13 protein-coding genes are annotated in these 25,700 nt (G+C 66.7%); all 13 read left to right on the top strand.

The genetic code is table 11. The features are described 5' to 3' along the window. The first annotated feature begins 466 nt into the window (after positions 1–466). Complete coding sequence (lapA, locus tag AT700_RS22125; RefSeq protein ID WP_003112123.1) at positions 467–1,573, top strand: alkaline phosphatase LapA; 1,107 nt, start codon at positions 467–469, stop codon at positions 1,571–1,573. 85 nt (positions 1,574–1,658) lie between these two features. Further along, positions 1,659–2,771, top strand: a complete 1,113-nt coding sequence (locus AT700_RS22120; RefSeq protein ID WP_003112720.1) for a substrate-binding domain-containing protein — start codon at positions 1,659–1,661, stop codon at positions 2,769–2,771. A gap of 182 nt (positions 2,772–2,953) precedes the next feature. Then, positions 2,954–15,496, top strand: coding sequence for a filamentous hemagglutinin family protein (locus tag AT700_RS22115; protein WP_048521770.1), 12,543 nt, complete (start codon positions 2,954–2,956; stop codon positions 15,494–15,496). Between the two features lie 390 nt (positions 15,497–15,886). Continuing rightward, complete coding sequence (locus tag AT700_RS30635; protein ID WP_003116532.1) at positions 15,887–16,489, top strand: transposase; 603 nt, start codon at positions 15,887–15,889, stop codon at positions 16,487–16,489. Positions 16,490–16,652: 163 nt separating this feature from the next. Then, positions 16,653–18,287, top strand: a complete 1,635-nt coding sequence (locus AT700_RS22105; protein WP_003116531.1) for a ShlB/FhaC/HecB family hemolysin secretion/activation protein — start codon at positions 16,653–16,655, stop codon at positions 18,285–18,287. Between the two features lie 23 nt (positions 18,288–18,310). Further along, positions 18,311–20,158: a DUF2341 domain-containing protein gene (locus AT700_RS22100; RefSeq protein ID WP_048521553.1), complete on the top strand. Its 1,848-nt coding sequence runs from the start codon at positions 18,311–18,313 to the stop codon at positions 20,156–20,158. Between the two features lie 10 nt (positions 20,159–20,168). After that, on the top strand, positions 20,169–20,588 hold the full coding sequence (locus AT700_RS22095; RefSeq protein ID WP_003085366.1) for an ExbD/TolR family protein: 420 nt from the start codon (positions 20,169–20,171) through the stop codon (positions 20,586–20,588). Positions 20,589–20,596: 8 nt separating this feature from the next. Further along, on the top strand, positions 20,597–21,343 hold the full coding sequence (locus AT700_RS22090; protein WP_078801573.1) for an energy transducer TonB family protein: 747 nt from the start codon (positions 20,597–20,599) through the stop codon (positions 21,341–21,343). A gap of 67 nt (positions 21,344–21,410) precedes the next feature. Continuing rightward, positions 21,411–23,117 carry a putative porin gene (locus AT700_RS22085; protein WP_003112715.1) on the top strand — a complete coding sequence of 569 codons (1,707 nt, stop codon included), beginning with the start codon at positions 21,411–21,413 and terminating at the stop codon, positions 23,115–23,117. Positions 23,118–23,151: 34 nt separating this feature from the next. Beyond that, complete coding sequence (locus AT700_RS22080; protein ID WP_003116527.1) at positions 23,152–23,814, top strand: hypothetical protein; 663 nt, start codon at positions 23,152–23,154, stop codon at positions 23,812–23,814. A gap of 28 nt (positions 23,815–23,842) precedes the next feature. Further along, positions 23,843–24,322, top strand: a complete 480-nt coding sequence (locus AT700_RS22075) for a YbjN domain-containing protein (protein WP_003085375.1) — start codon at positions 23,843–23,845, stop codon at positions 24,320–24,322. A gap of 4 nt (positions 24,323–24,326) precedes the next feature. Further along, entirely contained in the window at positions 24,327–25,271 is a 945-nt protein-coding gene (locus AT700_RS22070; RefSeq protein WP_003120806.1) for a peptidylprolyl isomerase, read from the top strand. After that, the gene (locus tag AT700_RS22065) at positions 25,271–25,696 is read left to right on the top strand and encodes a hypothetical protein (RefSeq protein ID WP_003110838.1); all 426 of its coding nucleotides are present in this window, start codon (positions 25,271–25,273) and stop codon (positions 25,694–25,696) included. Before AT700_RS22070 ends, AT700_RS22065 begins: the two co-directional genes overlap by 1 nt. The last annotated feature ends 4 nt before the right edge of the window (positions 25,697–25,700 follow it).

Below are 25,700 nucleotides of genomic sequence, written 5' to 3'. Positions count from 1 at the left end.
GGCTATCCGCCGTGGGGATGGGGCGTCTCAGCAGTATTCCGAAGAGAGGTATCGGCGGATAACGCCGCTGGCGTAATCCGCCCTACGGGAGGGGCCTGTGCAAGCAGGCCTTCCTCTCGCTGTCATCAACCCGTGTGGCCTCTCGCCAGGGCTCGGGTGCATGTTTCAGCGAGGTTGCCCCGAGGGCGCGCCATGGCCGTCGCGGGCCGGCCGCCGGGAGGCGCTCGCGGAACCTCGCAGGTCCCGCGAAAAGGCCCGGCGCAGAGCCTGCGAACACCCGAGGAAAGGCTGCGAAAACAATTCGATGCTCCCGAGATTTTTTCCCCGATCTGTCACCGGAACTTGCGAGTTTTATCCCCAGCGGCCCCTTCGACCGGCTAGGGATGCAAAGCCCGGCAAGCACGGCGCCGCCTCATGCAAGACGACTTCCTCAACGTACCAACACCACGATGAAAGGAGATTCTTCATGTTCAAGCGCTCTCTGATCGCTGCCTCGCTGAGCGTGGCCGCCCTCGTATCCGCCCAAGCCATGGCCGTCACCGGCGGTGGCGCTTCCCTGCCGGCCGAGCTGTACAAAGGCTCCGCCGACAGCATCCTGCCGGCCAACTTCAGCTATGCCGTGACCGGCAGCGGCACCGGCAAGAACGCTTTCCTGACCAACAACTCCTCGCTGTTCGGCACCACCGGTACCGTTCACTATGCCGGTAGCGACTCGGTCCTCAGCGGTAGCGAACTGACCACCTACAACAGCAACTACAACGGCACCTACGGTCCGCTGATCCAGATCCCGTCGGTAGCCACCTCGGTCACCGTGCCCTATCGCAAGGACGGCAACACCACGCTCAACCTGACCAGCGCCCAACTCTGCGACGCCTTCTCCGGCGCCAAGACCACCTGGGGTCAACTGCTGGGCACCACCGACAGCACGCCGATCCGCATCGTCTATCGCACCGGTAGCAGCGGCACCACCGAACTGTTCACCCGCCACCTGAACTCGATCTGCCCGACTCGCTTCGCCACCAACTCGACCTTTACCAACGCCCGTCTGCCGGCCGGCGGTACGTTGCCGAGCAACTGGGTTGGCGTCGCCGCCACTTCCACCGTGGTGTCGACCGTCAAGGCAACCAACGGCTCCCTCGGCTATGTCAGCCCGGATGCGGTGAACATCAACAGCAACGCCGAGGTTTCCCGTGTGAACGGCAACCTGCCGACCCAGGCTAACGTTTCCACTGCCCTGGGCAGCGTGGCTCCGCCGGCCAACGCCGCCGACCGTGCGGACCCCAGCAAGTGGGTTCCGGTGTTCACCAATCCGAGCGCCGGCTACTCCATCGTCGGTTACACCAACTTCGTCTTCGGCCAGTGCTACAAGGACGCCAGCGTTTCCACCGACGTCCGCGCCTTCATCAACAAGCACTACGGTGGCACTACCACCAACGCCGCAGTTGCCGCCCATGGCTTCATCCCGCTGACTCCGGCCTGGAAGAGCGCCATCGTGAGCGCCTTCTACACCGGCACCAGCGAAAACCTGGCCATCGGCAACACCAACGTCTGCAACACCAAAGGCCGCCCGTAAGCGCTTCGCCTAGGCGAGTCGATACGAGGACCGGCAGCCCTATGGCTGCCGGTCTTTTTTCTTGTGGGGAACCCAGGAGGTTTTCATGCTCAAGCCAATGTTTGGCGTCGTTGCTCTGACGCTCTTGACCAGTCATACAACGCTGGGCGCTACGGTGACCGGCGGTGGTGCTTCCATGCCGGCCAAGTTGTACAAAGGTTCTGCCGACAGCATCCTGCCAATCAACTTCAGCTATGCCGCAAGCGGCAGCGGCATTGGCAAGACCGCTTTCCTGATGAATAACCCCATGCTGCTTGGCGCTACTACCGGCACCGTCCACTACATTGGTAGTGACTCGATCTTGAGTAGCAGCGAACTGAGCGCCTATTCAACCAACTATAGAGGCGCATATGGTCCACTGATCCAGATTCCATTGGCGGGTACCGCAGTAACCATTCCTTACAAGAAGCCCGATATTACCGACCTGAACCTGACCAGTGCCCAGCTCTGCGATGCCTTTTCCGGCGCCAAGGTCACTTGGGGGCAACTATTGGGGAACCCCGCCGACCGTACGCCGATTCGTATCGTCTACCAGCGGGGCGGCAGTGGAGCCACCGAGTTGCTGACCCGCCACCTGAACTCGGTCTGCCCGACTCGCTTCGCCACCAACTCGATCTTCACGAACGCCCGTCTGCCGGCCGGCGGTGCGCTGCCGAGCAACTGGGTGGCAGTACAGCCTTATGAAAGTGTCAGGAATGCCGTCGACAATGTGTCAGGCTCGATCGGCTATGAGGGGCCTGATGGTGTGGACCTGAGCGACAATTCAAAGATCGCGCGAGTGAATGGCTTGCTCCCTACTCTAGCCAATCGCGTGATCGCTGTTCGTAGCGTGGCTCCGCCGGGTGTCGCTGCAGATCGCGCCGATCCGAGTAAGTGGATACCGGTCTTCGTCAACCCGAACGCAGGCTACTCCATCGTCGGCTATACCAACTTTGTCTTTGGCCAGTGCTACAAGGATGCCACTGTTGCCGCCGACCTGCGTGCCTTCCTTACCCAGCATTATGGCGGCACCACTACAAATAGAGCGGTAGCTGACCACCGTTTCGTACCCCTGGTCGCTTCCTGGAAGAGCGCCATCATGAGCGCCTTCATCACTGGTACCAGCGAAAACCTCGCGATCAACAATCCCTCCGTCTGCAACGGCAAAGGGCGTCCATGAGTGACCTGTCATGACGGTGGCTGAAATCCGGCTGCCGTCGTGTTTCCGTTCGCCCAGGCTCCTCGCTCCGCTCCATGAACTTTCCATGACAAGTCTTCGGCCCACCCTCCGCCAGGCCGTCTACCAGTAACGGGCGTCGTTGCGGGCGCCCGACCGACTTCATGCTCAAGGACCCCTTCGCCATGCCGTCCCGTTCGCCGTCGTCCGCCCGTTCCTCCCGCGCGCTTTACGCGCCGCGCCTGAAGCCGCTGGCCCAGGCCATCGCCCTGCTGCTGGTCGCAGGGGGCGCCCAGGCCGCCGGGCAGCCGTTCAGCGCCGCCTGGTTCGCCGCCAAGGGCGCGGCTCAGGGCGGCGCTGCCGGGGCGCCGCGACCGGGAGCGCAGTTGCCGGGGGCGCCGCCGCCGCTGGCGCAGCAGCAGCGGGTCAACCAGCAGTTGCAGCGTTCGATGGCCAACCTGAACAACACCGTCGCCGCCATTGCCGCCCAGCAGGCCGCCCAGGCCGCCGGACGCCAGGCGGCGCTGAATCTCCCGCAGGATGTTCCGGACGGGCTCGGCGAGGGCGGCCTCAAGGTCGACGCCTCGCTGCCGTTCGAGCAGGCCTGGCAGAACGCCAAGGGACCGGTGCAGACCCAGGCCGCCGGCAAGACCACGGTGAGCATCGAGCAGACCGCCGACAAGGCGGTGCTCAACTGGGAGACCTTCAACGTCGGCCGCAACACCACCGTGGACTTCCAGCAGCACGCCGACTGGGCGCTGCTCAACCGGGTCAACGACCCCAGCGCGCGGCCCAGCCAGATCCAGGGGCAGATCAAGGCCGACGGCACGGTGATGCTGGTCAACCGCAACGGCGTGGTGTTTTCCGGCAGCAGCCAGGTGGACGTGCGCAATCTGACGGTGGCGGCGGCGAACATCTCGGACGAACAGTTCCGTCAGCGCGGCCTCTACTACGACAACGCCGGCAGCCGTCCGACCTTCACCGACGCGGCCGGCGCCGTGCGCGTGGAGCAGGGCGCACAGTTGCGTACGGCAGCGCCGTCCGGCTCGACCAGGGGCGGCGGCTACGTCCTGCTGCTCGGCAGCGAGGTGGACAACGCCGGCAGCATCGTCACACCGAAGGGGCAGACGGTCCTGTCCGCCGGCGACAGCTTCGTCATCCGCCGTGGCCAGGGCACCGACGGCAACCTGACCTCCACCACCCGCGGTAACGAGGTGCTGCCGGGCTTCGCCGCCGACAGCAGTGCCGGCCGGGTGCGCAACAGCGGCCTGGTGCAGGCCGCCACCGGCGATATCAGCCTCAGCGGCCGCGAGGTGGAGCAGGCCGGCGTATTGCTTTCCAGCAGTTCGGTGGACAGCCGCGGCACCCTGCACCTGAAGGCCAGCGAGCGGATCACCCTGGCCGAAGGTGCCACCAGCGCCATCCTGGTGGATAGCAGCGGCAGCGCCGCCCTCGACAGCCAGCGCGAGGCCTTGCTCAAGCCGTTGAACGGCTCCAGTGCCGCCGTCAGTCGGGGCGACGACGACCGCCGCGACCTGTCGCGGGTGGAGATCGACTCCGCCGGCAGCGTCGATTTCCGCGACGGCTCCATCACCCTCGCCAGCGGTGGCCAGGTGGCGGTCAACGCTGGCCAGCGCGCCCTGCTGCGCGACGGCGCGGTGATCGATGTCTCCGGCGCGCAAGGCGTGCAGGTGGCGATGGAGACCAACAACATCAAGGTCAACGTGCGCGGCAACGAGCAGCGCGACGCCTCGGTCAACCGCGAGGGCGGCGGTCTGAACAGCCAGGATGTGTGGGTCGACGTGCGCGACCTGGTACGGGTGCCTGCCGGCACCAACGGCTATGCCAGCGACCGCTGGTACACCGCTGGCGGCCTGCTGGAGGTCGGTGGCTACCTGGGCACCCAGGGCCACTCGGCGGGCGAGTGGATGGCCCAGGGCGGCATCGTCAGTTTCACCGGCAACGACGTGGTGACCCAGGCCGGTTCACAGATCAACCTGTCCGGCGGAACCCTCGATGTGCAGGGCGGCTACATCCGCCAGACCTGGCTGAAGGGGTCGGACGGACGCCTCTACGAACTCGGCTCGGCGCCGGGTGACCTGCTCTACGACGGCATCTACCGCGGCTACGAGGCACACAGCGAGCGCTGGGACCAGACCCGTTATTTCTACAATCCGCTGATCGCGCCGACCCAGCGCTACGAGAGCGGCTACAGCGTTGGCCGCGACGCCGGCAGTCTGGTGATCGGCAGCGCCAATGCGCGGCTCGACGGCCAGGTGGTCGGCGATACCTATCGCGGCGAGCGGCAGACCGAAGCGCCACAGGCCGGCCTGGACGGCTACAACCAGTCGCAGAATGCCGTGGCGCGCGGCGCGCAGCTGGTCGTCGGGCGCTACACCCCCTACTACGTGAAGAGCAGCGGCCTGCTGGAGTACGCTCTCGGCGCCGATGCCGGCAGCCTCAAGCAGGTGGTCATCGGTGCCGGCGAGGTGGCGGCCGAGGAGCCGACCCTGGACGCTCCGGTGGCCGCCGAGCGCCAGGGCCGCCTGAGCCTGGACAGCGAACTGCTCAACGGCTTCCAGCTGGGCGGCCTGAAGGTGGCGGCCGGCGAGAGCATCCGCGTCGACAGCGCGCTGACCCTGGCCAATGGCGGCGAGGCGATCCTGTTCGCCAACGACGTGGCGATCGACGCCGACATCACCGCTCATGGCGGCAGCCTGCAGGCCGGCAACGTACTGGCGCAGATTTCCCCGAACGGGACGATCGATGGTTTCGTCGATGCCGGCCGCGAAGCCGGCATCTTGCGCGTGGGCGATGGTGTACGACTGGATGCCAGCGGCTTGTGGAGCAACCTGCTGCTGGCGCCGGAGGACAACGATACGTTGGCCTACCGCGACGGCGGACGGATTTCCCTGCGCAGCGGCGGCGACCTGAGCCTGGGACAGGGCAGTCTGCTCGACGTGTCGTCCGGGGCGGCGCTGCTGGCCGACGGCAAACGACTGGGCGGACGCGGCGGCGACATCGCCTTGCACGCCAGTGCCGGGCTGGCGCAGGCCAGCGATGGCCAATTGCAGTTGGGCGGCACATTGAATGGTCTCGGCACGAGTGGCGCCGGCACGCTGTCGCTGCAGAGCGGCAAGGTGCGGATCGGCGGCGGCGACCTCGGGGATGGCAGCCTGCAACTGGCCGAAGATTTCTTCCAGCAGGGCTTCGCCAGCTACCGGGTGGTCGGTCGCTCCGGATTGAGGGTAGCCGAGGATGCCCAGGTGCGGGTCGCGCGGCCGGTCTACCGTTTCGCCAGCGGGGCCGGCGAGGTCGCGGCTGGCGAGGCGCCGCGAGAGGCGCTGGAGGCCTGGATACCGCCGCTGTACCTAGAGGATGCCTTGGCCGGACGCTTGGTCCAACGCGAAGGGGCGGACCTGTACCTGCAGGCAGGCGGCGACGGCAATATCCTCGGGCAGCTCGATCCCGCCAGCCAGACGCTGGAGCTGGGGCGCGGTTCGCTGGTCGAGGTCGATCCGGGGCGCGCCATCGTCCTGCGCGGTCCCGGACAGATCACCTTGGATGGCATTCTGAACGCTTGGGGCGGACGCATCGACGTGCGCCAGCAGCAGTTCGGCGCGCTCGACGTTACCCAGGACAATCAGCCCAAGGCGCAAGGCCAGCCCCATGCTCGCTCCATCTGGATTGGAGAGCAGGCATTGCTGGATGTTGCCGGCCGCGCTGTCACTGCCTTGGATGGGCGCGGTCGCCGCTATGGAGAAGTGCAGTCCGGCGGCAGCATCGTCATCGGCGGCGAGATCGATCCGGGCAAGGCGATCGCGACCTCGGCGGATGCGTTCGTCATCGTACGCCCCGGTGCACGACTGGAGGCCTCCGGCAGCCAGGCACAGCTGGATGTACCGGGACTGGGAAGGGTTTTGCTGGCCGGCGACGGCGGGCGCATCGCTCTCAGTTCCTACAATGGGCTGTATCTAGACGGCTCGTTGCGCGCCGCAGCCGGCGGCTCGGGAGCGGCGGGCGGCAGCCTGGAGATCATTGCGGACGCTCCCCTGTACCAAGGTTTTACTGTGGTGGATGACCGGGTATTGGCCATGCGTGAGCTGATCCTGACGGCAGGGCACGCCGATTCGGGATTACCGACCTTGCTGCAACCGGGAATGGACGATTCGGCTCTGCGCTATGGCCAGAGCCGAGTTGGGACTCAGTCGCTGACGGGCGGCGGATTCGACCAACTTTCGTTGTTCAGCAACGGTCCGCTGTCGTTCGAGGGGAACATCGATCTTGCGATGGGGCGCAGCCTGAATCTGTACGCGGGGACGATAGCCGCCACAGGTGGTGGGCCGAGCGAGGTGAAGTTGCAGGCGCCCTATGTCCGCCTTTCCGGCATCGGGATGTATGGGCAGCAGGCCTCTGGCGAGTTTCGTCCGCGTCTCACGTACGGGCCGACCGCGACAGCGGAGCAGGTTCGCTTGCAGGTTTCTGCCGGGCGCCTGCTGGATATCGCCGGGCGCTTGTCATTCGGTAGCGACGGGGTGATCAATGGGGTCAACGCAGAGGCTGTCCGCTATCAGCGACCAGGTTTCGAGAAGGTAACGCTGCGCAGCGAGGGCGACCTGCGTTTCGCTGGCGACTATCCAGAGAATGGCGATCCGTCGGGGCGCTTGATAACCCACGGCGATCTGCAACTGACTGCGGCCCAACTCTATCCGGTGACGGGAGCGAGTTCGACCCTCTATGCCGGGTATGGACTGGATGAGGGGGGGCAGGCTGTCTTCGATGCCGAACGGCATTTGGCTATCGAACGTAGCGGCGAGTCCTTGCCGGACACTCCGCTGTCGGTATTCGGCAGTCTGGCGTTCATGGCATCGAATATCGAGCAGGGTGGCGTGGTGCGTGCGCCGCTGGGGCTCATCCAGTTCGGCAGCAATCTGGATCGTGCCCCGGGCACGGTAAGGTTGTTGCCGGGTAGCCTGACCTCGGTTAGCGGCGCTGAGCTGGTCATGCCCTATGGAGGCACGACCGATGGGATCAACTATCTGGTCAACCAGGTCCCCATTCAACTGACCGGTGCCGGGGGCGCTCTCGCTGCTGGGACACTGGTTGCGGGAGTCGGCCTTTATGCCAGCGAGGTCGATGTGCAACAGGGCGCGCGGCTGGACCTGTCCGGCGGCGGCGAACTCGCGGGGGCTGGATTCATCTCCGGCAGAGGGGGTTCGACCGATGCGCGTTTTCATCCCCTGGTGCAGCAGGACAATGATGGGTTCCGTCTGCCGGAGCTGTCCAGCAACCCGGTGTATGCCATCGTGCCTGGACACCAGGCCGTTAGTGCGCCATTGGGCGGCGAGGCGGGCGCCATCCAGCCGTTGGTCGGGCAACAGGTCACCATCGGGGATGGCGTTCCCGGCCTGGCCGCCGGTACCTACACCTTGCTGCCTTCGACCTATGCCCTGTTGCCGGGCGCTTTCCGCGTCGAGATCAACGGTCTGGCGGGGCAAGGCGCGCCCATGGCGACGCAGGGGTTGCGCAATGGCTCCTGGGCGACGTCCGGGCAGTTGTCGATTGCCGGCACGTCCATCCGCGACAGTCTGAGCCGTCAGGTCATCCTGTCTTCCGCCGATACGCTGCGCCGCTACTCGCAGTACAACGAAATGAGCTATGCGGATTTCATTCGCGCCGATGCCGCGCGCAAGAACATCCCCAGAGCGATGTTGCCAGTGGATGCCAGATCCCTCTACCTGGGATTGCGCGCGGATGAGGAGCTTCGGGAAAACGCCCTGAGCTTCGAGGGGAAGGTCGACTTCACGCCGGAAGAAAGCGGATATGGCGGCAGCCTCATCGTGGATGCCGAGGCGGGCATCGAGATTCTGCCTGAAGGTGGGCTGCCCGACTCCGATTTCGCTGGCGTGTCGTTGGTTGCGGACGATCTGAATGCAATAGGCGCCAGCCGTATCGCCATTGGCACGCTGCCCTACGTCGAATACGGCGAGCAAGGAAACTTCGTCCAGTTCGGCGGGAGCAACCGGCTCTTTCCCGTTGTGCTGCGAAAGGGCGCGCACCTTTCCGCACCGGAGGTGATCATTGGCAGGGATATCACCCTTGAAGGCGGGAGTGGCATCAGCACTCTGGGGAAAGGCAAGACTGCATACGATTCGTCCGATGGTTTCATCTATCAACCCGGCGGCCGTAACCTGCTGCTCTTGTCCAACGGATGGCTGAACCTGCTGGCACCCGCAGCGGATAGCTCGTTACCGGTTCGTCTCGGAGGTTGTGCGGAAGGGGCGGGCTGCGCCGACACCGAACTCTATTCGGAGGGCACTCTGGGTATCGCCACCAATGGTACGGTGACGTTTGGCGACAACGTTCGTTACGGGACACGCAATCTCAGCCTGGCGCTGAGTACGATCAATATCGGCTCCAGCCAGTCGCTGGCCGACGCGGCCGCTCGCGGCGTGTTGCCGAACGGCCTGGCGCTGGACCAGACGGTGCTCCAGCGCCTGCTGCGCGGCGAGCGCGGGGCGGGTATTCCGGCCCTGGAAAACCTGATCCTCAGTGCCCGCGATGCGGTCAACATATACGGTAGCGTCAGCCTCGACACCTACGACCCGGCCACCGGCAAATCCAGCCTGGCCAACCTGGTGCTGGGCACCCCGGCCATCTACGGCCATGGCACCGGCGAGGATGTCGCCAGCATTCGCACCGCCAGCCTGGTCTGGAGCGGCTCCAGCCAGCCGGCCGCAGCACCGGTCGCCGGCGGCGCCGGTAGCGGTAGCGGAACCCTGCGGGTGGATGCCGAGCGCATCACCCTGGGCTACGGCGCGAATACCCAGCCGGCCGGCGAGACCGACGAGGCACGCCTGGCACTGGGCTTCGCCGAGGTGCAACTGAACGCCAGCGAGCGGATCAGCGCCAACCACAAGGGCAGCTTGCGGGTCTACCAGCGCCTGGACGGCTACGTCGCCGGCGAAGGCCTGCGCTACAGTGGCGGCGACCTGCGCCTGAGCACGCCGTTGCTGACCGGCGAGGCCGGCTCGCTGAGTCGGATCAGCAGCGGCGGTAGCCTCAGCCTGGCGGCGCCGGCGGGCGCTGCCGCGGTGACCTTCGACAGCGGCACCGCCGGGCTTGGTGCCGAGTTGTCCCTCAGCGCCCGCGAGATCCGCCTGGATAGCGCGGTCTCGCTACCCAGCGGCAAGCTGAGCCTGAGCGCCGAAGACGACCTGGAGCTGGGCGATGGCGCGCGCATCGACCTGGCCGGACGCAAGGCCAGCTTCAACGATGTGGATAAATACAGCTGGGGTGGCGACCTGCTGCTGAGCAGTCGCGCCGGCGACATCCGCCAGGCCGCCGGTTCGCTGATCGACCTGTCGGCGCGCAACAACCGCGGCGGTACCCTGAGCGCCGTGGCGTTGGCCGAGGACGCCGGGGTGGTGGACCTGCAGGGCCGCATACTGGGTGGCGCCAGCGGCGACTACGATGCCGGCGGCACCCGCGTGCCGTTCCTCGGTGGCGAGCTGGAGATCCGCGCCCAGCGCCTGGGCGATGGCGGCAGCCTGAGCGAGCAGTTCACCGCCTTGAACCAGCGCCTGAACCAGGGCGAGGTCTTCGGCGCGCGGCGCTTCCAGCTCAAGCAAGGCGACCTGCAGATCGGCGACGGCCTGAAGGCGCATCGCATCGAGGTGTCCCTCGACAATGGCCAGCTCGGCGTGAGCGGAACGGTGGACGCCAGCGGCGCGCAGGTCGGCGAGATCCGCCTGGCCGGTGGCCGCGGCCTGAGCCTGGGCGGCAACGCGCTGCTGGATGCGCATGGGAGCCTGCTGCGGCGCGACAGCTACGGGCAGATCATCGACAGCCCGAACCGGGCGATGGTCGAGCTGAGTTCCGGCAGCGGCACCTTGGTCCTGGCCAGCGGCGCGCGCATCGACCTGCGCCATGGCACCGCGGCGCCAGCGGAACAGGTTGATGGCGTCGCCCGTGGCACGTTGGAGTTGAACGCGCCACGCCTGGGCGGGGTCAGCGCCGGCGACATCGCCATCGATGCCAGCGGCGCGCTGGACATCCGCGGCGCCGGCAGCATCGCCCTGAACGCGGTGCAGCGTTACGACGATGCGCCCTGGGGCAACGATCCGGCGGCCGGCGGGCGGCCCTACCAGGTGATCGACCAGGCTTACCTCGATGCGCGGCATGCCGAGAGCAGCGCGTTCATCGCCGCGGCGCTGGCCAACCGCGAGTTGCTCGACGGCAAGCTGGCCGGACTGACCAATGCCACCTACGCGGATGCTTTCCACCTGCGTCCAGGGGTGGAGATCGTCAGCGCAACGGCGGACGGCGACCTGGTGGTGCAGGGCGATCTCGATCTGTCCGGCTACCGCTACGCCAGCCTCAATCCGAACACGCCGCTGACCGAGGTCTACGGTTCCGGCGAGGTCGGCGCGCTGGTGCTGCGCGCCGGCGGTGACCTGAACCTCTACGGCAGTATCAACGACGGCTTCGCGCCGCCGCCGGACTCGCCGGACGACAAGGGCTGGATCCTCACCCCGGGGGTGCAGCCGTTCGGCGGCGACCTGGTGGTTCCCGGCCCGGGCGTGGTGCTCGGCGACGGTACCGCGTTCCTCGGCGGCCGCACCCTCAACTACGACCTGCCGATCAAGGGCACCACCCTGGCCGCCGGCACCCGTCTGGCCACCGAGGCAGTACTCGAACAGCCCTATACCCTGGCCGCCGGCAGCGTGCTGGTAGCGGACATCCACGATGCCGCCGGCAACCTGCTGTACGCCGCGGGCAGCCTGCTGCGCGACGGGGTGACGCTGGAGGTCGGCAGCCGGCTGGGTGCCGGTACCCTGCTGGCGGCACCGGCCAGCGTGCAGGCGATGACCTGGCCTGCGGGCGTGCCCTTGCCGAGCATCCTGCGCGAGGGGCCCAGCAGACCCAATGTCCTGCTGCTCAATGGAGAGCTGGCCTTGGCACGTGGTTCTCTGATCCCTTCGCAGACCGAGGTGGTACTGGCTGGCGATGCGCCTTTCATCGAGTTGCGGCCCAGCGACGGTGTCCGCCAGGGACGCAACTGGGCATTGGCCGAGATGCTGCCGGCCGGTAGCCAGTCCTGGTCCATGCGCCTGGTCGCCGGTGCCGATCTCGCGGCTGCCGACAACCGTCTGGTGCGTCCGGACTCCTCGGCCAGCCTGAACCTGGCCGATACGCACTATCAGGCGAAGATCGAACAGAGCTCGGGAGGGCTGGTGTTCACCGATCAGGCTACCGACTGGGGGATCACCCCGGGAACTCCGGTCGACGAGAGCAATGAATGGATCTGCGGGCTGGGGCCGTATTGTGCCGAGCCTCCCCGCTGGACCTGGGCGCCCGGCAATTACCTGGGCATGCCTGCTGGTACGGCGATCGGCGAGGGCGATCTGTGGTGGTGCAGTGTCGATCCGTCCCTGTGTATCGAGAATCTCGGCAAAACCGTGGTCACACCGCAGAACCAGTTGTTCAGTGTGCTGCGCACCGGCACTGGCGATCTTGACCTGGCCAGTGCCGGTAACCTTACGCAATGGTCGCCGTACGGCGTCTATACCGCCGGAACGCAGGCCGCCGATGTCGCGACGGGATTCAATCAGCCTCGCGGTCTGTTCAATGGGTCGGTACTGGGCGCCGGTGGCGCGGATTACGAAGTGCTCTCAACCAGCCAGTACCAGGCCTGGTATCCGGAACATGGCGGCAACCTCGATATCGCCGTTGGCGGTGATGTGGTTGGTGATCAATGGGCCGAGAAACTGACAAGTAGCGATCCCATTCGCCCCTTGCCCCCCAGCGCTGCAGTCGGCAACTGGCTCTGGCGCCAGGGCAGCGCCGACAGGGAAGGAGTGCCGACGGCCTGGTGGGTCAATTTCGGCAGCTATGTGCGTGGCGCGGAGGGAGATGCTCCCTATCTGGTCGGCTTCACCGGTTTCGGCACTCTGGGAGGCGGCAATCTCAGCATGCGAACCGGAGGTGATGCCGGCAATATCGCGCCACGCGGAGATGGTTCGATACCTTCATCCGGTAACCTTAATCCGCGCAGCCAGGGACTGGTCTTGGCGGTTGCCGGCACTGGCCGGCTCACCTCCGACGGCGCGCTGCAACTTGGCGGCGGCGGTGACCTGAATGTGAGAATTGGCGGGGAGGTGAACCCGAGCCGGGAGGCGCGGGCTACCCAGACCTACTCGAGTTCGGGGTTTGACGGTCTTTACAGCGGCGGCACCATTCACGATCTGCAGGGGGCCCTCATCAATCTGCGCGGTTCCGCGAGCTTGTACAGTGGTGCGCTGGGAGGCATCGATCCTCGCTACGACACTCTACTGCGGGACCCCGCCGAAGTGCGCAGCAGGGATGCGTTCAGCCCGACGCTGGCTAGCTCCACGGGTGGCCTCACCCTGGTGGCCGGAGATACTGGCATGCGTCTGGAAACCCGTGGCGACCTGGTCCTGGGTGGGGTGACTGACCCCGGTAGGGTGGGGGTGCCGAATACCGTTGGCTTCACGGCTCCCGATGGCAGCGTCTACCAAGGGGGCGGGATCGCTTGGTTCAGTCTCTGGACTGCACACACCTCGATCGATCTGTTTGCGGCGGGCGGCAACCTGACGCCCAGCACCCAATTGGTCGAGGCAACCAACGCTATTCCCATGGCAGGCCGAAACCTGTCGCCTAGCGATGGGCGATTCATCTATCCATCGATAGTACGTGCGGCGGCCCCGGAAGGAAGTATCTATCTCGGTCCTTCCAGCGGTTACATGGGAGGCGTGAGCCTGAATGTCTCGACCACTCCCTACTCCTTGTTACTGGCACCGTCGCTCAACGGTGAACTGGAGTTGCTGGCTGGAGACTCCATTTATGCCGGTGGCTATTCGGTGCAACGCTCAGGTGCCGATCCTGCGAACCTGCCATCGATCTGGACGCCGGCATTTGCCGGCTACTCCGATGCCGCGCTGCTCAACCCGATAGCCGGCAACGGCAGTCCGGACGGGAATCCGGCCGTCATTGGCGGATTGCCTCTGTTCTACTTCGGCCCCGATAGCGCTGCGAGCTTGGCGCGCGATCTGCAACCGGCGCGTTTCTATGCGTTGACAGGAGATATCGTCGGGCTCAATAGCGGTGCGCAGATTCGTTTCGGCGAGCAGGCGGGGAACCGCGCCGGGCAAACCTGGTATGAAGGTGCGGGTCCCGTCTGGATGCGCGCCGGGCGCGACATCGTAGCCTCCGGAACCCCATTGGGACAGCGTATCAGCGCTCCCAGTCAGATCAGTACGGATGCCTCGTTCACCGGCAACCTCTTCGTCCACGACGACCCCAACGACCTCTCGCTGGCCCAGGCCGGCCGCGACATCCTCTACGGCAACTTCAACGTCGCCGGCCCCGGTACCCTGGAGATCAGCGCCGGGCGCAACATTCTCATGGAGGATCGCGCGGCGATCACCAGTCTCGGCGCGGTGGTGCCGGGCGACAGCCGGCCGGGTGCCGATATCGTGCTCCAGGCCGGCGCGGCGGGGGCCGACTATCGGGCCTTCCTCGAGCGCTACCTGGATCCGGCCAACCTGGCGCAGGGCGGCACCCCGTTGGCCGAGCAGCCGGGCAAGGTGGTCAGGACCTACGAAAGCGAGTTGGCCAAGTGGTTGAACGAGCGCTTCGGCTTCGCCGGCGACGCGGAACAGGCCCAGGCGTTCTTCGCCGGCCTGCCCGCCGAGCAGCAGCGGATCTTCGCCCGCCAGGTGTACTTCGCCGAACTCAGGGCCGGCGGCCGCGAGTACAACGAAGTCGGCGGGGTACGCCAGAGTAGCTACCTGCGCGGGCGCAACGCGATCGCCGCGCTGTTCCCCGAGCGCGATCCGGCGGGCAATCCGATCAGCTACGAAGGCGATATCGTCATGTATGGCGGTGCCGGCGTGCACACCGACTTCGGCGGCGACATCCAGTTGCTCAGCCCCGGCGGGCGCCAGGTGTTCGGTATCGAGGGCGAGGCGCCGCCGTCCACCGCAGGCATCGTCACCCAGGGCCAGGGCAATATCCAGGCCTATTCGCGGGACAGCATCCTGCTCGGCCAGAGCCGCATCATGACCACCTTCGGCGGCAGCATATTGGCCTGGTCGGCGGAAGGCGACATCAACGCCGGTCGCGGTTCCCAGACCACCGTGGTGTACACCCCGCCGCGGCGCATCTACGACGCCTGGGGCAACGTCAGCCTGTCGCCACAGGTGCCCAGCACCGGCGCCGGTATCGCCACCCTCAACCCGATTCCCGAAGTGGCACCGGGCGACATCGACCTGATCGCCCCGCTCGGCACCATCGATGCCGGCGAGGCGGGCATCCGGGTTTCCGGCAACGTCAACGTGGCGGCGCTGCAGGTGGTCAACGCGGCGAACATCCAGACCCAGGGCCAGTCCAGCGGCATTCCGCTGGTGGCTTCGGTGAATACCGGGGCGTTGACCTCCGCCAGCGCCGCGGCGAGTTCCGCGACCCAGGCGGCGGAGGACGTCAGTCGCCAGCAGCAGGCCGCCGCGCGGCAGCGCATGCCGTCGGTGATCACGGTGCAGGTGCTCGGGTTCGGCAACGAGCGCCTGGAGCCTTCGCGCGACGGCGCCAGTCGTTCGCCGGGCTACAACCCGGACAGCGCCGTGCAGGTGCTCGGCGCCGGAGCCCTCGGCGAACAGGCGCGCAGCCAATTGACCGATGAAGAGCGCGGCAACCTGATCCTGTAAGGCACCGCCGCGGAGGCACGATACCCGCCAGGCCCTCCCCACGGAGGGCCCTTTTTTTGCGAACTTCCGAGGCGCTGGTCGATTCTCGGGTGAATGCCCGTTCGTCCCCGCCGGTGGCGCGCGAATGGCCGGCCGCATGAAGTTTTCATGACAAAAGTTCGGTGGTGCGGCGGGGTTGCCGTCAAACAGGTGTGAATGAGGAAAACGGAATTCAGCGGTGAAAGGCAGGGACGGGAACGAAAGGAATCGGCCATTTCCCGGTTGCGCTGACCGGTTGCTGGAAATGAGCGTGTCGTTCGAGAAAGACGCGTTCCGCTCTGAAACAAGAGAACAGTATCCGCTAACGGCCGTGGTCACTCCGGTGAATACGGCGAAGGACGGTGAGTATTGATGGAAAGTTACTCGAAAGTCGGTATGCAGGAACTTGACCAGCGCCTATCGAAGATCGTCGAAGCCGCACGCAAGAAACCGGTATCGGTTTATCGATATGGGGCGCCATGGGTCTGGATAGTGTCCCAGGAAGATTGGCAGGGTGCGCTCAAGGAAGTGTCCAGCTATATACCGCCGGGACATTCCCTGGCGTTGCTGAAACCGCAAATAGAAAGTCTCCTTGTCGAAGAGGCGAAAGTCCTCTCGGCGCTTGCCCGCGAACATGGCATGCAGTTGGCCCCGGAGCCGCTGATCCACGCGCTGCTGCTGCAACTGCTGTACGCGATTCCCAGCGAGCAGCAGTTGTATGAGCAATTGAACTACAACCTGCTGTATCGCTGGTTCGTCGGCCTGGAAATGAAGCAGAAGATCTGGAATTTTCCGGTTTTCGTCAGCGATATAACCGTCCTGCTGAACAGCGCGGAGGCGGTAAGGATAATAGGCAGGATTATCGGGGAAGTGATTTCCGGGGATCTCATGCAGATGCCGGAGTTCTCCCTGAACTTCGCCTTGTTGCATACATGGCAAGCGCGCCATGGCGGAGCGCGACGGCTGAATATCTAGCACGAAAGTGAAAATAGAAAAGAACGAGATTTCATAAGGGCGGGCGCCGTTTTTAACAGGTTGTTCATGCGTCGCCGCTAGTTTGTTGTCTTTCACAGAACTGTTCGATGAACGGACTTGTTGCATTAGAACAATAAGTCCCGATGGAACTTCGGGGGACCGTGTGAAGCGTTCGCTGTTCAATTGTGCGCACCCGTTTCGCCAGCGCTGGTCGATCGGTTGCCTGGCTGTCGCATTGTCGTGCGCTTCGCTGGCCGACGAGGCCCCTCCCGCCGCGGCGGGAGCCGAGACCCAGCGTCTGGTGGACATCAACGAGTACGTGGTACGCGGCAACACCGTGCTGGACAACCGCGCCATCGAGGCGGCGGTGTATCCCTTCCTCGGACCGCAGCGCAGCCTGGGCGACATCGAGGGGGCGCGCGATGCGCTGCAGGCCGCCTACCAGGAGAAGGGCTACCAGTCGGTCTACGTCGAGCTGCCGGAGCAGCAGGTGAGCGGCGGGGTGGTCTACCTGCAGGTCACCGAGACCACTGTCGGTCGCGTCCGGGTGGTCGGCGCCAAGCACTATTCGCCGGTGGAGTTGCGCGAGGAAGTGCCGGCCCTGGAGGAGGGCAAGGTGCCCGACTTCGCCCAGGTCCAGCGCGAGCTGGCGCAGGTCAACCGCACCCCCGGCCGCCAGGTGCTGCCGATGGTGCGCGAGGGCCAGCGGCCCGGCACCATGGACGTCGACCTGCAGGTGGAAGACAAGAATCCCTGGCACGCCAGCATCGGCCTGAACAACGACTACAGCGCCGACACCCGTCACTTGCGCTCGGTGGTTTCGCTGGGCTACGACAACCTCTGGCAACTCGGCCACGCCATCTCGCTGACCTATTTCACCGCGCCGCAGGACCAGGACAACGCCAAGGTCTGGTCCGGCTCCTATACCGCGCCGCTGAGCCAGCGCTGGAGCGTGCAGTTGTCCGGCTACCAGTCCGACAGCGACGTGGCCACGGTGGGCAGCATGAATGTGGTCGGCCAGGGCCACTCCTACGGCGTGGCGGCGATCTACAGCCTGCCGGTCACCGGCCTCTGGTCGCACTCGTTCTCCTTCGGCGTCGACTTCAAGGACTTCGAGGAACAGACCCGGATCGGCGGCAACAACGACAGGGTGCCGATCAAGTACGCCCCGCTGACCCTCGGCTACAACGGTTTCCGCTACACCGAACGTTCCCAGTTGGCCCTTGGCCTGAGCCTGGTGGCCGGTACCGGCAGTCTCCTCGGCTACGGCGACGACGACGAGGAATTCGACCGCAAGCGTTATCGCGCCAAGTCCGGCTTCGGCGTGCTCAAGGGCGATCTCAACCACACCCTGACCTTCGGCGGCGACTGGCAGGTGGCGACCAAGGCGGCCTTCCAACTCGCCTCCGGGCCGCTGATTTCCAACGAACAGTTCGCCGCCGGCGGTGCCACCAGCGTGCGTGGCTACCTGGCGGCGGAGAACACCGCCGACGACGGCTACCTGCTCTCCCAGGAATGGCGTACGCCGTCCCTCGGACGCTTCCTCGGCAAGCGCGCCGGCGGCTACGTCAACGACTGGCGCTTCTACGTGTTCGCCGAGGGCGCGCAACTGCGCCTGCAGGATGCGCTGCCCGAGCAGGACGACGACTTCAGCCTGGCCAGCGTCGGCATCGGCACCCGCGCGCAACTCGCCGACTGGCTGTCCGGCAGCCTCGACTGGGCCTTCCCGCTGCTGGAAGGGACGAACACCGACAAACACGACTCGCGCCTGCATTTCAGCGTGCAGGCGAGCTTCTGACGCTGACCCCGGAGTAACCCCACATGTATCGCTTATTGCTGACATCGCTGATCTGCCTGGGCCTGCTGGCCCCGGCCAGCGCCAGTGCCTGGTGGCAGGACGACTGGCAGTACCGCAAGCAGGTCTCGGTCGATACCACCCCGCAAGGCGCGGCGATCAACGAGAGTCTCGGTCGCCTGCCGTTGCTGGTGCGCCTGCATACCGGCAACTTCACCTTCGACGGGGTCAACGAGAACGGCTCGGACATCCGCTTCGTCGCCGCCGACGACAAGACCGTGTTGCGCCACCAGGTCGAGAGCTTCGACCCGCTGATGGGCATGGCCCTGATCTGGGTCGACGTGCCGCGGGTGGAGGGTGGCCAGCGCCAGGACATCTGGATGTACTACGGCAACGCCAAGGCGCCGGAGAGCGGCAACGGCCAGTCGGTGTTCGACCCGGACTACACCCTGGTCTATCGCTTCGACGGTGCGCCGGGCACTCCGCCGCGGGACTCCACCGCCTACGCCAACAATGCGCAGACCGCCGCCGGCAGTCCGGTGGAGGGCGTCATCGGTCGCTCCGCGCAACTGCTGGGCCAGCCGCTGCTGCTGCCGGCCAGCCCATCGCTGGCGGTGAGCGCCGGTGGCACCTTCAGCTTCAGCGGCTGGGTGCGTCCCGACCAACTGGCCGGTGAACAGGTCCTGCTGTCGCGCCGCGAAGGCGGCAACGCCCTGTTGGTCGGCCTGGCCCAGGGCGCGCCCTTCGTCGAGCTGAACGGTCAGCGCGCTGCCGCCAGCCAGGCCCTGGCGCAGGGGCAATGGCAGCATCTGGCGCTGGTCGCCGACGGTACCCGGCTGGCGCTGTATCTCGGGGGGCGCGAAGTCGCCAGCCTGGCGGCGGCGCTGCCGGCGTTCAGCGGTGCGATCGCCATCGGCGCGGAAGGCCAGGCCGCGCCTGCGGTCGCCACCGAAGCGGCAAGCGGGGAAGGTGAGGCGAGCGCCGCGGCGCCGACCCTGCAACCCTTCCAGGGCGCCATCGACGAGTTGCGCCTGTCGAAGATCGCCCGCCCGGCGGCGCTGCTCCTCGCCGACGCCACCGCCCAGGGCGCCGAGTCGCGCCTGGTGGCCTACGGGGTCGACGAGAAGCAGTCCGGCTTCGGCTTCGGCAAGCTCGGCTTCCTGCTCAACGCAGTGCCGCTGGATGCCTGGGTGATCATCGCGATCCTGGCGCTGATGATGGTCCAGTCGTGGGTCATCATGTACCGCAAGAACCAGAACGTCGGCCGTGTCAGTCGCGCCAACGGGCTGTTCCGCGAGCGCTTCGCCGAGGTCGGCACGCGCCTGGAACTGCTCGCCGACGACCGCGAGCTGGCCGCCCGCCTGCAACACTCCTCGCTGTGGCGCCTGTACCAGGTGGCGGTGAAGGAGATCCGCACCCGCCGCGAGCAGGGCGCCGACACCTCTTCCGTCTCCGCGGCCACCATCGAGGCGATCCGCGCCTCCATGGACGGCGTGCGCATCAAGGAGAACCAGCAGCTCGGCTCGCGCCTGTCGAGCCTGTCCAACGCCATCGCCGGCGGCCCCTACATCGGCCTGCTCGGCACCGTGCTGGGGATCATGGTGGTGTTCCTCGGCACTGCCATGGCCGGCGACGTCAACATCAATGCCATCGCCCCGGGCATGGCCGCCGCCCTGCTGGCCACGGCCATGGGCCTGTTCGTCGCGATCCCCGCGTTGTTCGGCTACAACCGCCTGGTCACGCGGAACAAGGAAGTCAGCGCGGACATGCGGGTGTTCGTCGACGAGTTCGTCACCCGCCTCGCCGAGGTGCATGGCGAAAGCCAGCTCAGCGAAGTGGCCCATCGTCGCAACGGCCAGCCGTTGCCGGCCTGAGGAGAACGCCATGGCTTCCGTGAACAGCAGCCACGACGATGACGACGACGGCGCCGTCGACAGCATCAACATCACCCCGCTGGTGGACGTGCTGATGGTGGTGCTGGTGATGTTCATCCTCACCGCCACCGCCCAGGTCGCCGGGATCCAGATCAACCTGCCGAAGGCCAGTGCCACCGTGGCGCTGTCGCAGCCCAAGACCAAGGCGATCTCGGTGAACGACGCCGGCCAGGTGTTCCTCGACGCCTACCCGGTGACCCTGCCCGAGCTGGAGGACCGCCTGCGTACGGAGAAGGCCCTCAACCCCGACTTCCCGGTAGTGGTCCGCGGCGACGCCACGGTGCAGTACCAGAAGGTCATCGAGGTCCTCGACCTGCTGCGCCGCCTGGAGCTGTCCCAGGTCGGCCTGGTCACCGGCAAACCGACCTGAGGCCCGGGATGAACATGTCCGCCGATCCCAAGCACACCCCCGAGCCGAAAAATGCCGCGCCGCTGTCCATCGACGGCCGCCCGGCGAACCCGACCCTGCGCTACCTCAAGTGGGGCCTCGGCGCGCTGCTGTTCGCCGGCCTCGCCTGGCTGGTCTGGGAGTGGGCCAACGACATGAGCGGCGTGCGCCGCGAGGCGCCCAAGGTGCCGGCGATCATCCCGCTGCCGCCACCGCCTCCGCCGCCGCCGGAAAAACCGCCGGAACCGGAGCAGCCGGTGGAAGAGGAAAAGATCGTCGAGCCGGAACCGCAACCCGAACTGGAGGAGGTCAAGCCGCAGGAGGAAGCGCCGCCGTCGCCGGCCGACGACCTGGCCGACCCGATGCAGATGGATGGCGACGCCCAGTCCGGCTCCGACGCTTTCAACATCGGCGCCGGCAAGGGCGGCGGGATGGCCGGTTCCGGCAGCGGTCGCGCCGGCAACGCCAGCTATAGCCAGTACCTGGCCTACGCCTTCCAGCGCCTGCTGCGGGACAACCCGGAGCTGCGCAACCTGGCGTTCCGCCTGCAGGCGGAGATCTGGCTGAGTTCCTCGGGGGATATCACCCGGGCCGAACTGACCCGCTCCAGCGGCGACCCCGAGACCGACCAGAAGGTGCTGGCCGCGCTGCGCGCCGTCGGCCGCCTGGAAGAACGCCCGCCGGCTTCGCTGACCCTGCCGGTGCGCATCGCCCTGCAGGGCAAGCGGCCGGGATGAGAAGACGCCAACCCAGAACGATTTCCGGCAGGCGACTGCCTTGAAGGACCTTAGGAGCCGTACACAGATGAACGCGAAAGTGAACCGACTGGCGCTGGGGATGGGCGTCATGCTCGCCGCGCTGGCCGGCCAGGCGCAGGCCCAGCCGCCGGCGCCCTCGGAGAACGCCACGATCAACCTGATCCGCCTGCTGGTACAGCAGGGCGTGTTGAAGAAGGAACAGGCCGATGCGCTGGTCAGGCAGGCCGAGGCCGAGGCGCAGCAGGCCCAGCAGGCGCGCCAGGCCGTGGCGCCCGCGGCGGCCGTTGCCGCTGTCCCCGGGGAGGTCCGCGTACCCTATATCCCGCAGGTGGTGCGCGACCAGATCCGCGACGAAGTGAAGGCCGAGGTAATGACCCAGGCCAAGGCGGAGAATTGGGCGCAGCCCAACGCATTCCCGGACTGGGCCTCGCGCATCAGCTTCGACGGCGACGTGCGCTTGCGCTACGAGTCGCGCTCCTTCGGCAACGGCAACAGCAACCAGATCACCGACTTCGCCGAACTCAACGACGACGGTCCCTATGACGTCAACCCGAATACCAGCGCGGGCCTGCCGCCGCTGCTCAATACCCGCGAGGACCGCGACAGCCTGCTGCGCCTGCGCGCGCGCTTCGGCCTCAAGGCGGCGCTGTCGGAAAGCTGGAGCGCCGGCATCCGCATCGGCACTGGTTCGGACAACAACCCGGTGTCGACCACCCAGACCCTCGGCGGCGGCTTCGGCAAGAAGGACCTCTGGCTCGACCAGGGCTACCTGACCTGGAAGCCCAGCGAGCGCCTGAGCCTGACCGGCGGGCGGATCGCCAATCCGTTCCTGTCCACCGACCTGCTGTATTCCAACGACCTCAACTTCGACGGCGTGGCGGCGATCTTCAACCAGCCGCTGAGCCGCGATGTCGCGCTGTTCGGCACGGTCGGCGCGTTCCCCGTGGAATACAGCTCGGACACCGCCTCGTCGAACGGCTTCGACAAGGAAGACAGCGACAACAAGTGGCTCTACGGCGCGCAACTGGGCGCCACCTGGAAGATCAACCCGCAGCACAGCCTTACCGGCGCGCTGGCCTACTACCGCTTCGACGATATCGAAGGGCGGCGTTCCAGCCCTTGCCGGCCCTGGGCCGGAGATCCGGAGTGTGACACCGACGGCAGCCGTCCGACCTTCATGCAGAAGGGCAACACGGTGTTCCTCCTGCGCGACATCGTGCCCAACCCGGCCGACCCGGCGAACACGCCGAACCCGCAGTACGTCGGCCTGGCCTCGGAGTTCAATCTGCTCGACCTGAACCTCGGCTGGGATGCCGAGCTACCCAACGACTTCAAGCTGCGGGTGGCCGGCAACTACGTGCACAACCTGGGCTACGACGAGGGCGACATGCGCAAGCGCGCCGGCGGTGTGGCGCAGATCGCCAACAACCTCGGCTCCGACGGCGACATCAAGAGCGGGGCGAACGCCTGGATGCTCCAGTTCACCCTGGGCAACGCCCTGGACATGCGCGACGCCGGCGACTGGCAGGTCTTCGCCGCCTACAAGTACATCCAGCCGGATGCCCTGCCGGACGGTTTCAACGATTCCACCTTCCACCTTGGCGGGACCAACGCCAAGGGCTACATCCTCGGCGCCAGCTATGGCTTCGACAAGCGCGTCTACGGTACCGCGCGCTGGCTCAGCTCCGACGAGGTCTACGGCGCACCGTTCTCCATCGACGTCCTGCAACTCGAGGTCAACACGCGCTTCTGAGCGCTCCTCGAGGCAGACCATGAAGAGGCAGACCATGAACACGCGACCTTTCTCATTACCGATCTGGGCCCAGGCGCTGCTCGCCGGGGCCGCCTTCGCCGCCTACGCCAGCCAGGCGGCCTACGCCGACAGCCTGGAGGAACGCCTGCGCACCCAGTTGCGCAGCACCACCCAGCAACTCCAGGTGCTGCAGACCGAACAGGCCCAGGCCGCCGCGGCGAAAGCTGCGCTGGAGAGCCAGCGCGATGCGGCGCTGGCCCAGGTCAAGCAACTGAGCGCCGAGCTGACCCGGGCCAAGGGCCAGGCCGAGCAGCTCTCGGCCCAGCAACAGGGCTTGCACGACCGGGCGCGGCAGATGGTCGAGGCGAGCAACGAGCAACTGGGCAAGTACAAGCAGGCCTACGACGAGTTGCTGGTCATGGCGCGAGCCAAGGAGGCCGAGCGGCAGAAGCTCGACCTGGCGTTCCGCGAGCACGACCAGCAGTTGCAGCAGTGCACCGCGAAGAATCGGGAGATGTATGGCGTGGCCAAGGAGATCCTCGGCGCCTACGAGAACGTCAGCGTCGCCGAGGTGATGAAGATCCGCCAACCGTTCGCCAGCGGTGCGCGGGTGAAATTCGAAGAGATGGCGCAGAAGCTCGGCGACGACCTCTACAAGACCCAGGTCGAGAACCGCCAGGCGGCGCTCGCCCAGTGAAATCCGACAGCAAACCAGGAACCCGGATATGAACGACATCACCCTGATCGAACACCTTTCCGTCGACAGCCTGACCGAGGCCTTGCAGGACGCCGGCTACCGGGTCAACCGCAGCGAGCAGAACGGCGTCGTGCAACTGCTCAGTGCCAGCCAGGGAATCGGCTACGCGGTGCGCTTCGGCAATCCGGCGGCGACGCCGGCGAGCTACCTCGACTTCACCTTCAGCTGCGCCCTGCGCGTGCAGGGCGAATTGCCCGCCGGGCTGACCGAGCGCTGGAATCTCAGCCGGCGCTTCGGCCGCCTGTCGCAGCAGGGCGAGTTCCTGGTGATGGAAATGGACGTGATCGTCGCCGGCGGCGTCAGCCCGGCCAACCTGCGTAGCCATATCGAACTGTGGGATCGCCTGCTGCAGGAGTTCATCGCCTATCTGCGCGACTACAGCCGCCTGGCCGCGGAGCAGCAGGGCATGGCGCAGGATGCCGGTCAACCCGTCGATGGCGAGGCCTGAGCCGATGCGGCCGGCATTTCGTTGCGGCGTCCTGGCGTTCGCGCTTGCCGTTCTCGCCGGCTGTGGCCAGCGCGAGGACGGCGGCGCGGGCCAGGCCCAGGCCGCGCTTGCCAAGCCATCTGCCAGCGCCGCCGCGGAACCCGCGGTGGCCCGCCTCGGCGCCTTGCAGGTGGCGCCGGACGAACTGAAGGCGCTGCTGGCCGAGGTGCCGGCGGAAACCCGCGCGCAGTTGAGCGAGAACCGCGACGCACTGGAACGCTGGATGCGTGCGCGGCTCGCCGAGAAGGCGCTCTACGAACAGGCCAGCGCCCAGGACTGGCAACAGCGTCCGCAGGTGAAGACGCTGATCGATGCGGCGGCGCGGCAGATCGTCCTGCGTACCTACCTGGAGTCGGTGAGCACGGTGCCCGAGGACTACCCCAGCGATGCCGAACTGCAGGCCGCCTACCAGGCGAACAAGGCGCAACTGGCTGTACCGGCGCTGTACCGGGTCAGCCAGATCTTCATCGCCGCCTCTGCGGCCGGCGGGCTTGCCGAAGCGCGCAAGCGCGCTCAGGAACTCTACCGGCAGGCCGCGGACGGCGACTTCGCCGAACTGGCGCGCAAGCATTCCGACGACCCGCAGACCGCCCGCAACGGCGGCGACATCGGTGGGTTACTGGCGCAGGCGCAACTGCTGCCGGCGATCCGTCCGGCGCTGGAACGGCTAAAGGTCGGCGCGGTGTCCGAGCCGATCCAGGGCGCCAACGGTTTCCACCTGGTCAAGCTGACCGAGCGTCGCGACGCCCGCCTCGCCACCCTCGACGAGGTCCGTGGTCGCCTGCGCGAAAGCCTGCGCGCGCAACGCCAGGAGCAGATAGCCAAGGCCTACCTGGATGGCCTGGTGAACAACGCTACCCTGAGCATCGACGGCGCGTTGCTCGGCAAGACCCTGGCGGAACTGCACTGATGGACGGCATCCCGGAGGCCAGGCGTGGGCCGCGCGCGAGCCGCTGGCGGCACCTGCGCAGCTGGCTGTTCGGCGAGCCCGAGCGGTTCCGCGACGAACGCCAGCGGCTCTGGGGCGCCTATGCCGCATGGCTCGGCGAGCAGGTCCAGCAGCGCCTGGGCGAAGACGCCGAAACCGCGCCGCGGCTGCTGGCCTTCCTGGAGTCGCGGCGCGCGGCGGGGCAGTTGCCGAATACCGACATCGACCTGCGGGTCTGGCTCGACGAACGCGGCTGGATCGTCCGTCTCGCCTGCCTGCGCAGCGACGCCGAGCCGATCGAGAATGAACTGCGGCGCGCGCTGATGGACCGTTCGTTGCGCCTGCCGCCGCCGGAACACATGCCGCAGCCGATCGAACTGCGGATTCGCCTCATGCCTGGACGCTAGCGAG

The organism is Pseudomonas aeruginosa (assembly GCF_001457615.1).
GTDB classification, from domain to species: Bacteria; Pseudomonadota; Gammaproteobacteria; order Pseudomonadales; family Pseudomonadaceae; genus Pseudomonas; species Pseudomonas aeruginosa.
This window is presented reverse-complemented; position numbering and strand designations above follow the sequence as displayed.

Coding starts and splice junctions, on each gene's coding strand:
- lapA (WP_003112123.1), top strand. CDS start 467: ATGTTCAAGCGCTCTCTGATCGCTGCCTCGCTGAGCGTGGCCGCCCTC.
- AT700_RS22120 (WP_003112720.1), top strand. CDS start 1,659: ATGCTCAAGCCAATGTTTGGCGTCGTTGCTCTGACGCTCTTGACCAGT.
- AT700_RS22115 (WP_048521770.1), top strand. CDS start 2,954: ATGCCGTCCCGTTCGCCGTCGTCCGCCCGTTCCTCCCGCGCGCTTTAC.
- AT700_RS30635 (WP_003116532.1), top strand. CDS start 15,887: ATGGAAAGTTACTCGAAAGTCGGTATGCAGGAACTTGACCAGCGCCTA.
- AT700_RS22100 (WP_048521553.1), top strand. CDS start 18,311: ATGTATCGCTTATTGCTGACATCGCTGATCTGCCTGGGCCTGCTGGCC.
- AT700_RS22095 (WP_003085366.1), top strand. CDS start 20,169: ATGGCTTCCGTGAACAGCAGCCACGACGATGACGACGACGGCGCCGTC.
- AT700_RS22090 (WP_078801573.1), top strand. CDS start 20,597: ATGAACATGTCCGCCGATCCCAAGCACACCCCCGAGCCGAAAAATGCC.
- AT700_RS22085 (WP_003112715.1), top strand. CDS start 21,411: ATGAACGCGAAAGTGAACCGACTGGCGCTGGGGATGGGCGTCATGCTC.
- AT700_RS22080 (WP_003116527.1), top strand. CDS start 23,152: ATGAACACGCGACCTTTCTCATTACCGATCTGGGCCCAGGCGCTGCTC.
- AT700_RS22075 (WP_003085375.1), top strand. CDS start 23,843: ATGAACGACATCACCCTGATCGAACACCTTTCCGTCGACAGCCTGACC.
- AT700_RS22070 (WP_003120806.1), top strand. CDS start 24,327: ATGCGGCCGGCATTTCGTTGCGGCGTCCTGGCGTTCGCGCTTGCCGTT.
- AT700_RS22065 (WP_003110838.1), top strand. CDS start 25,271: ATGGACGGCATCCCGGAGGCCAGGCGTGGGCCGCGCGCGAGCCGCTGG.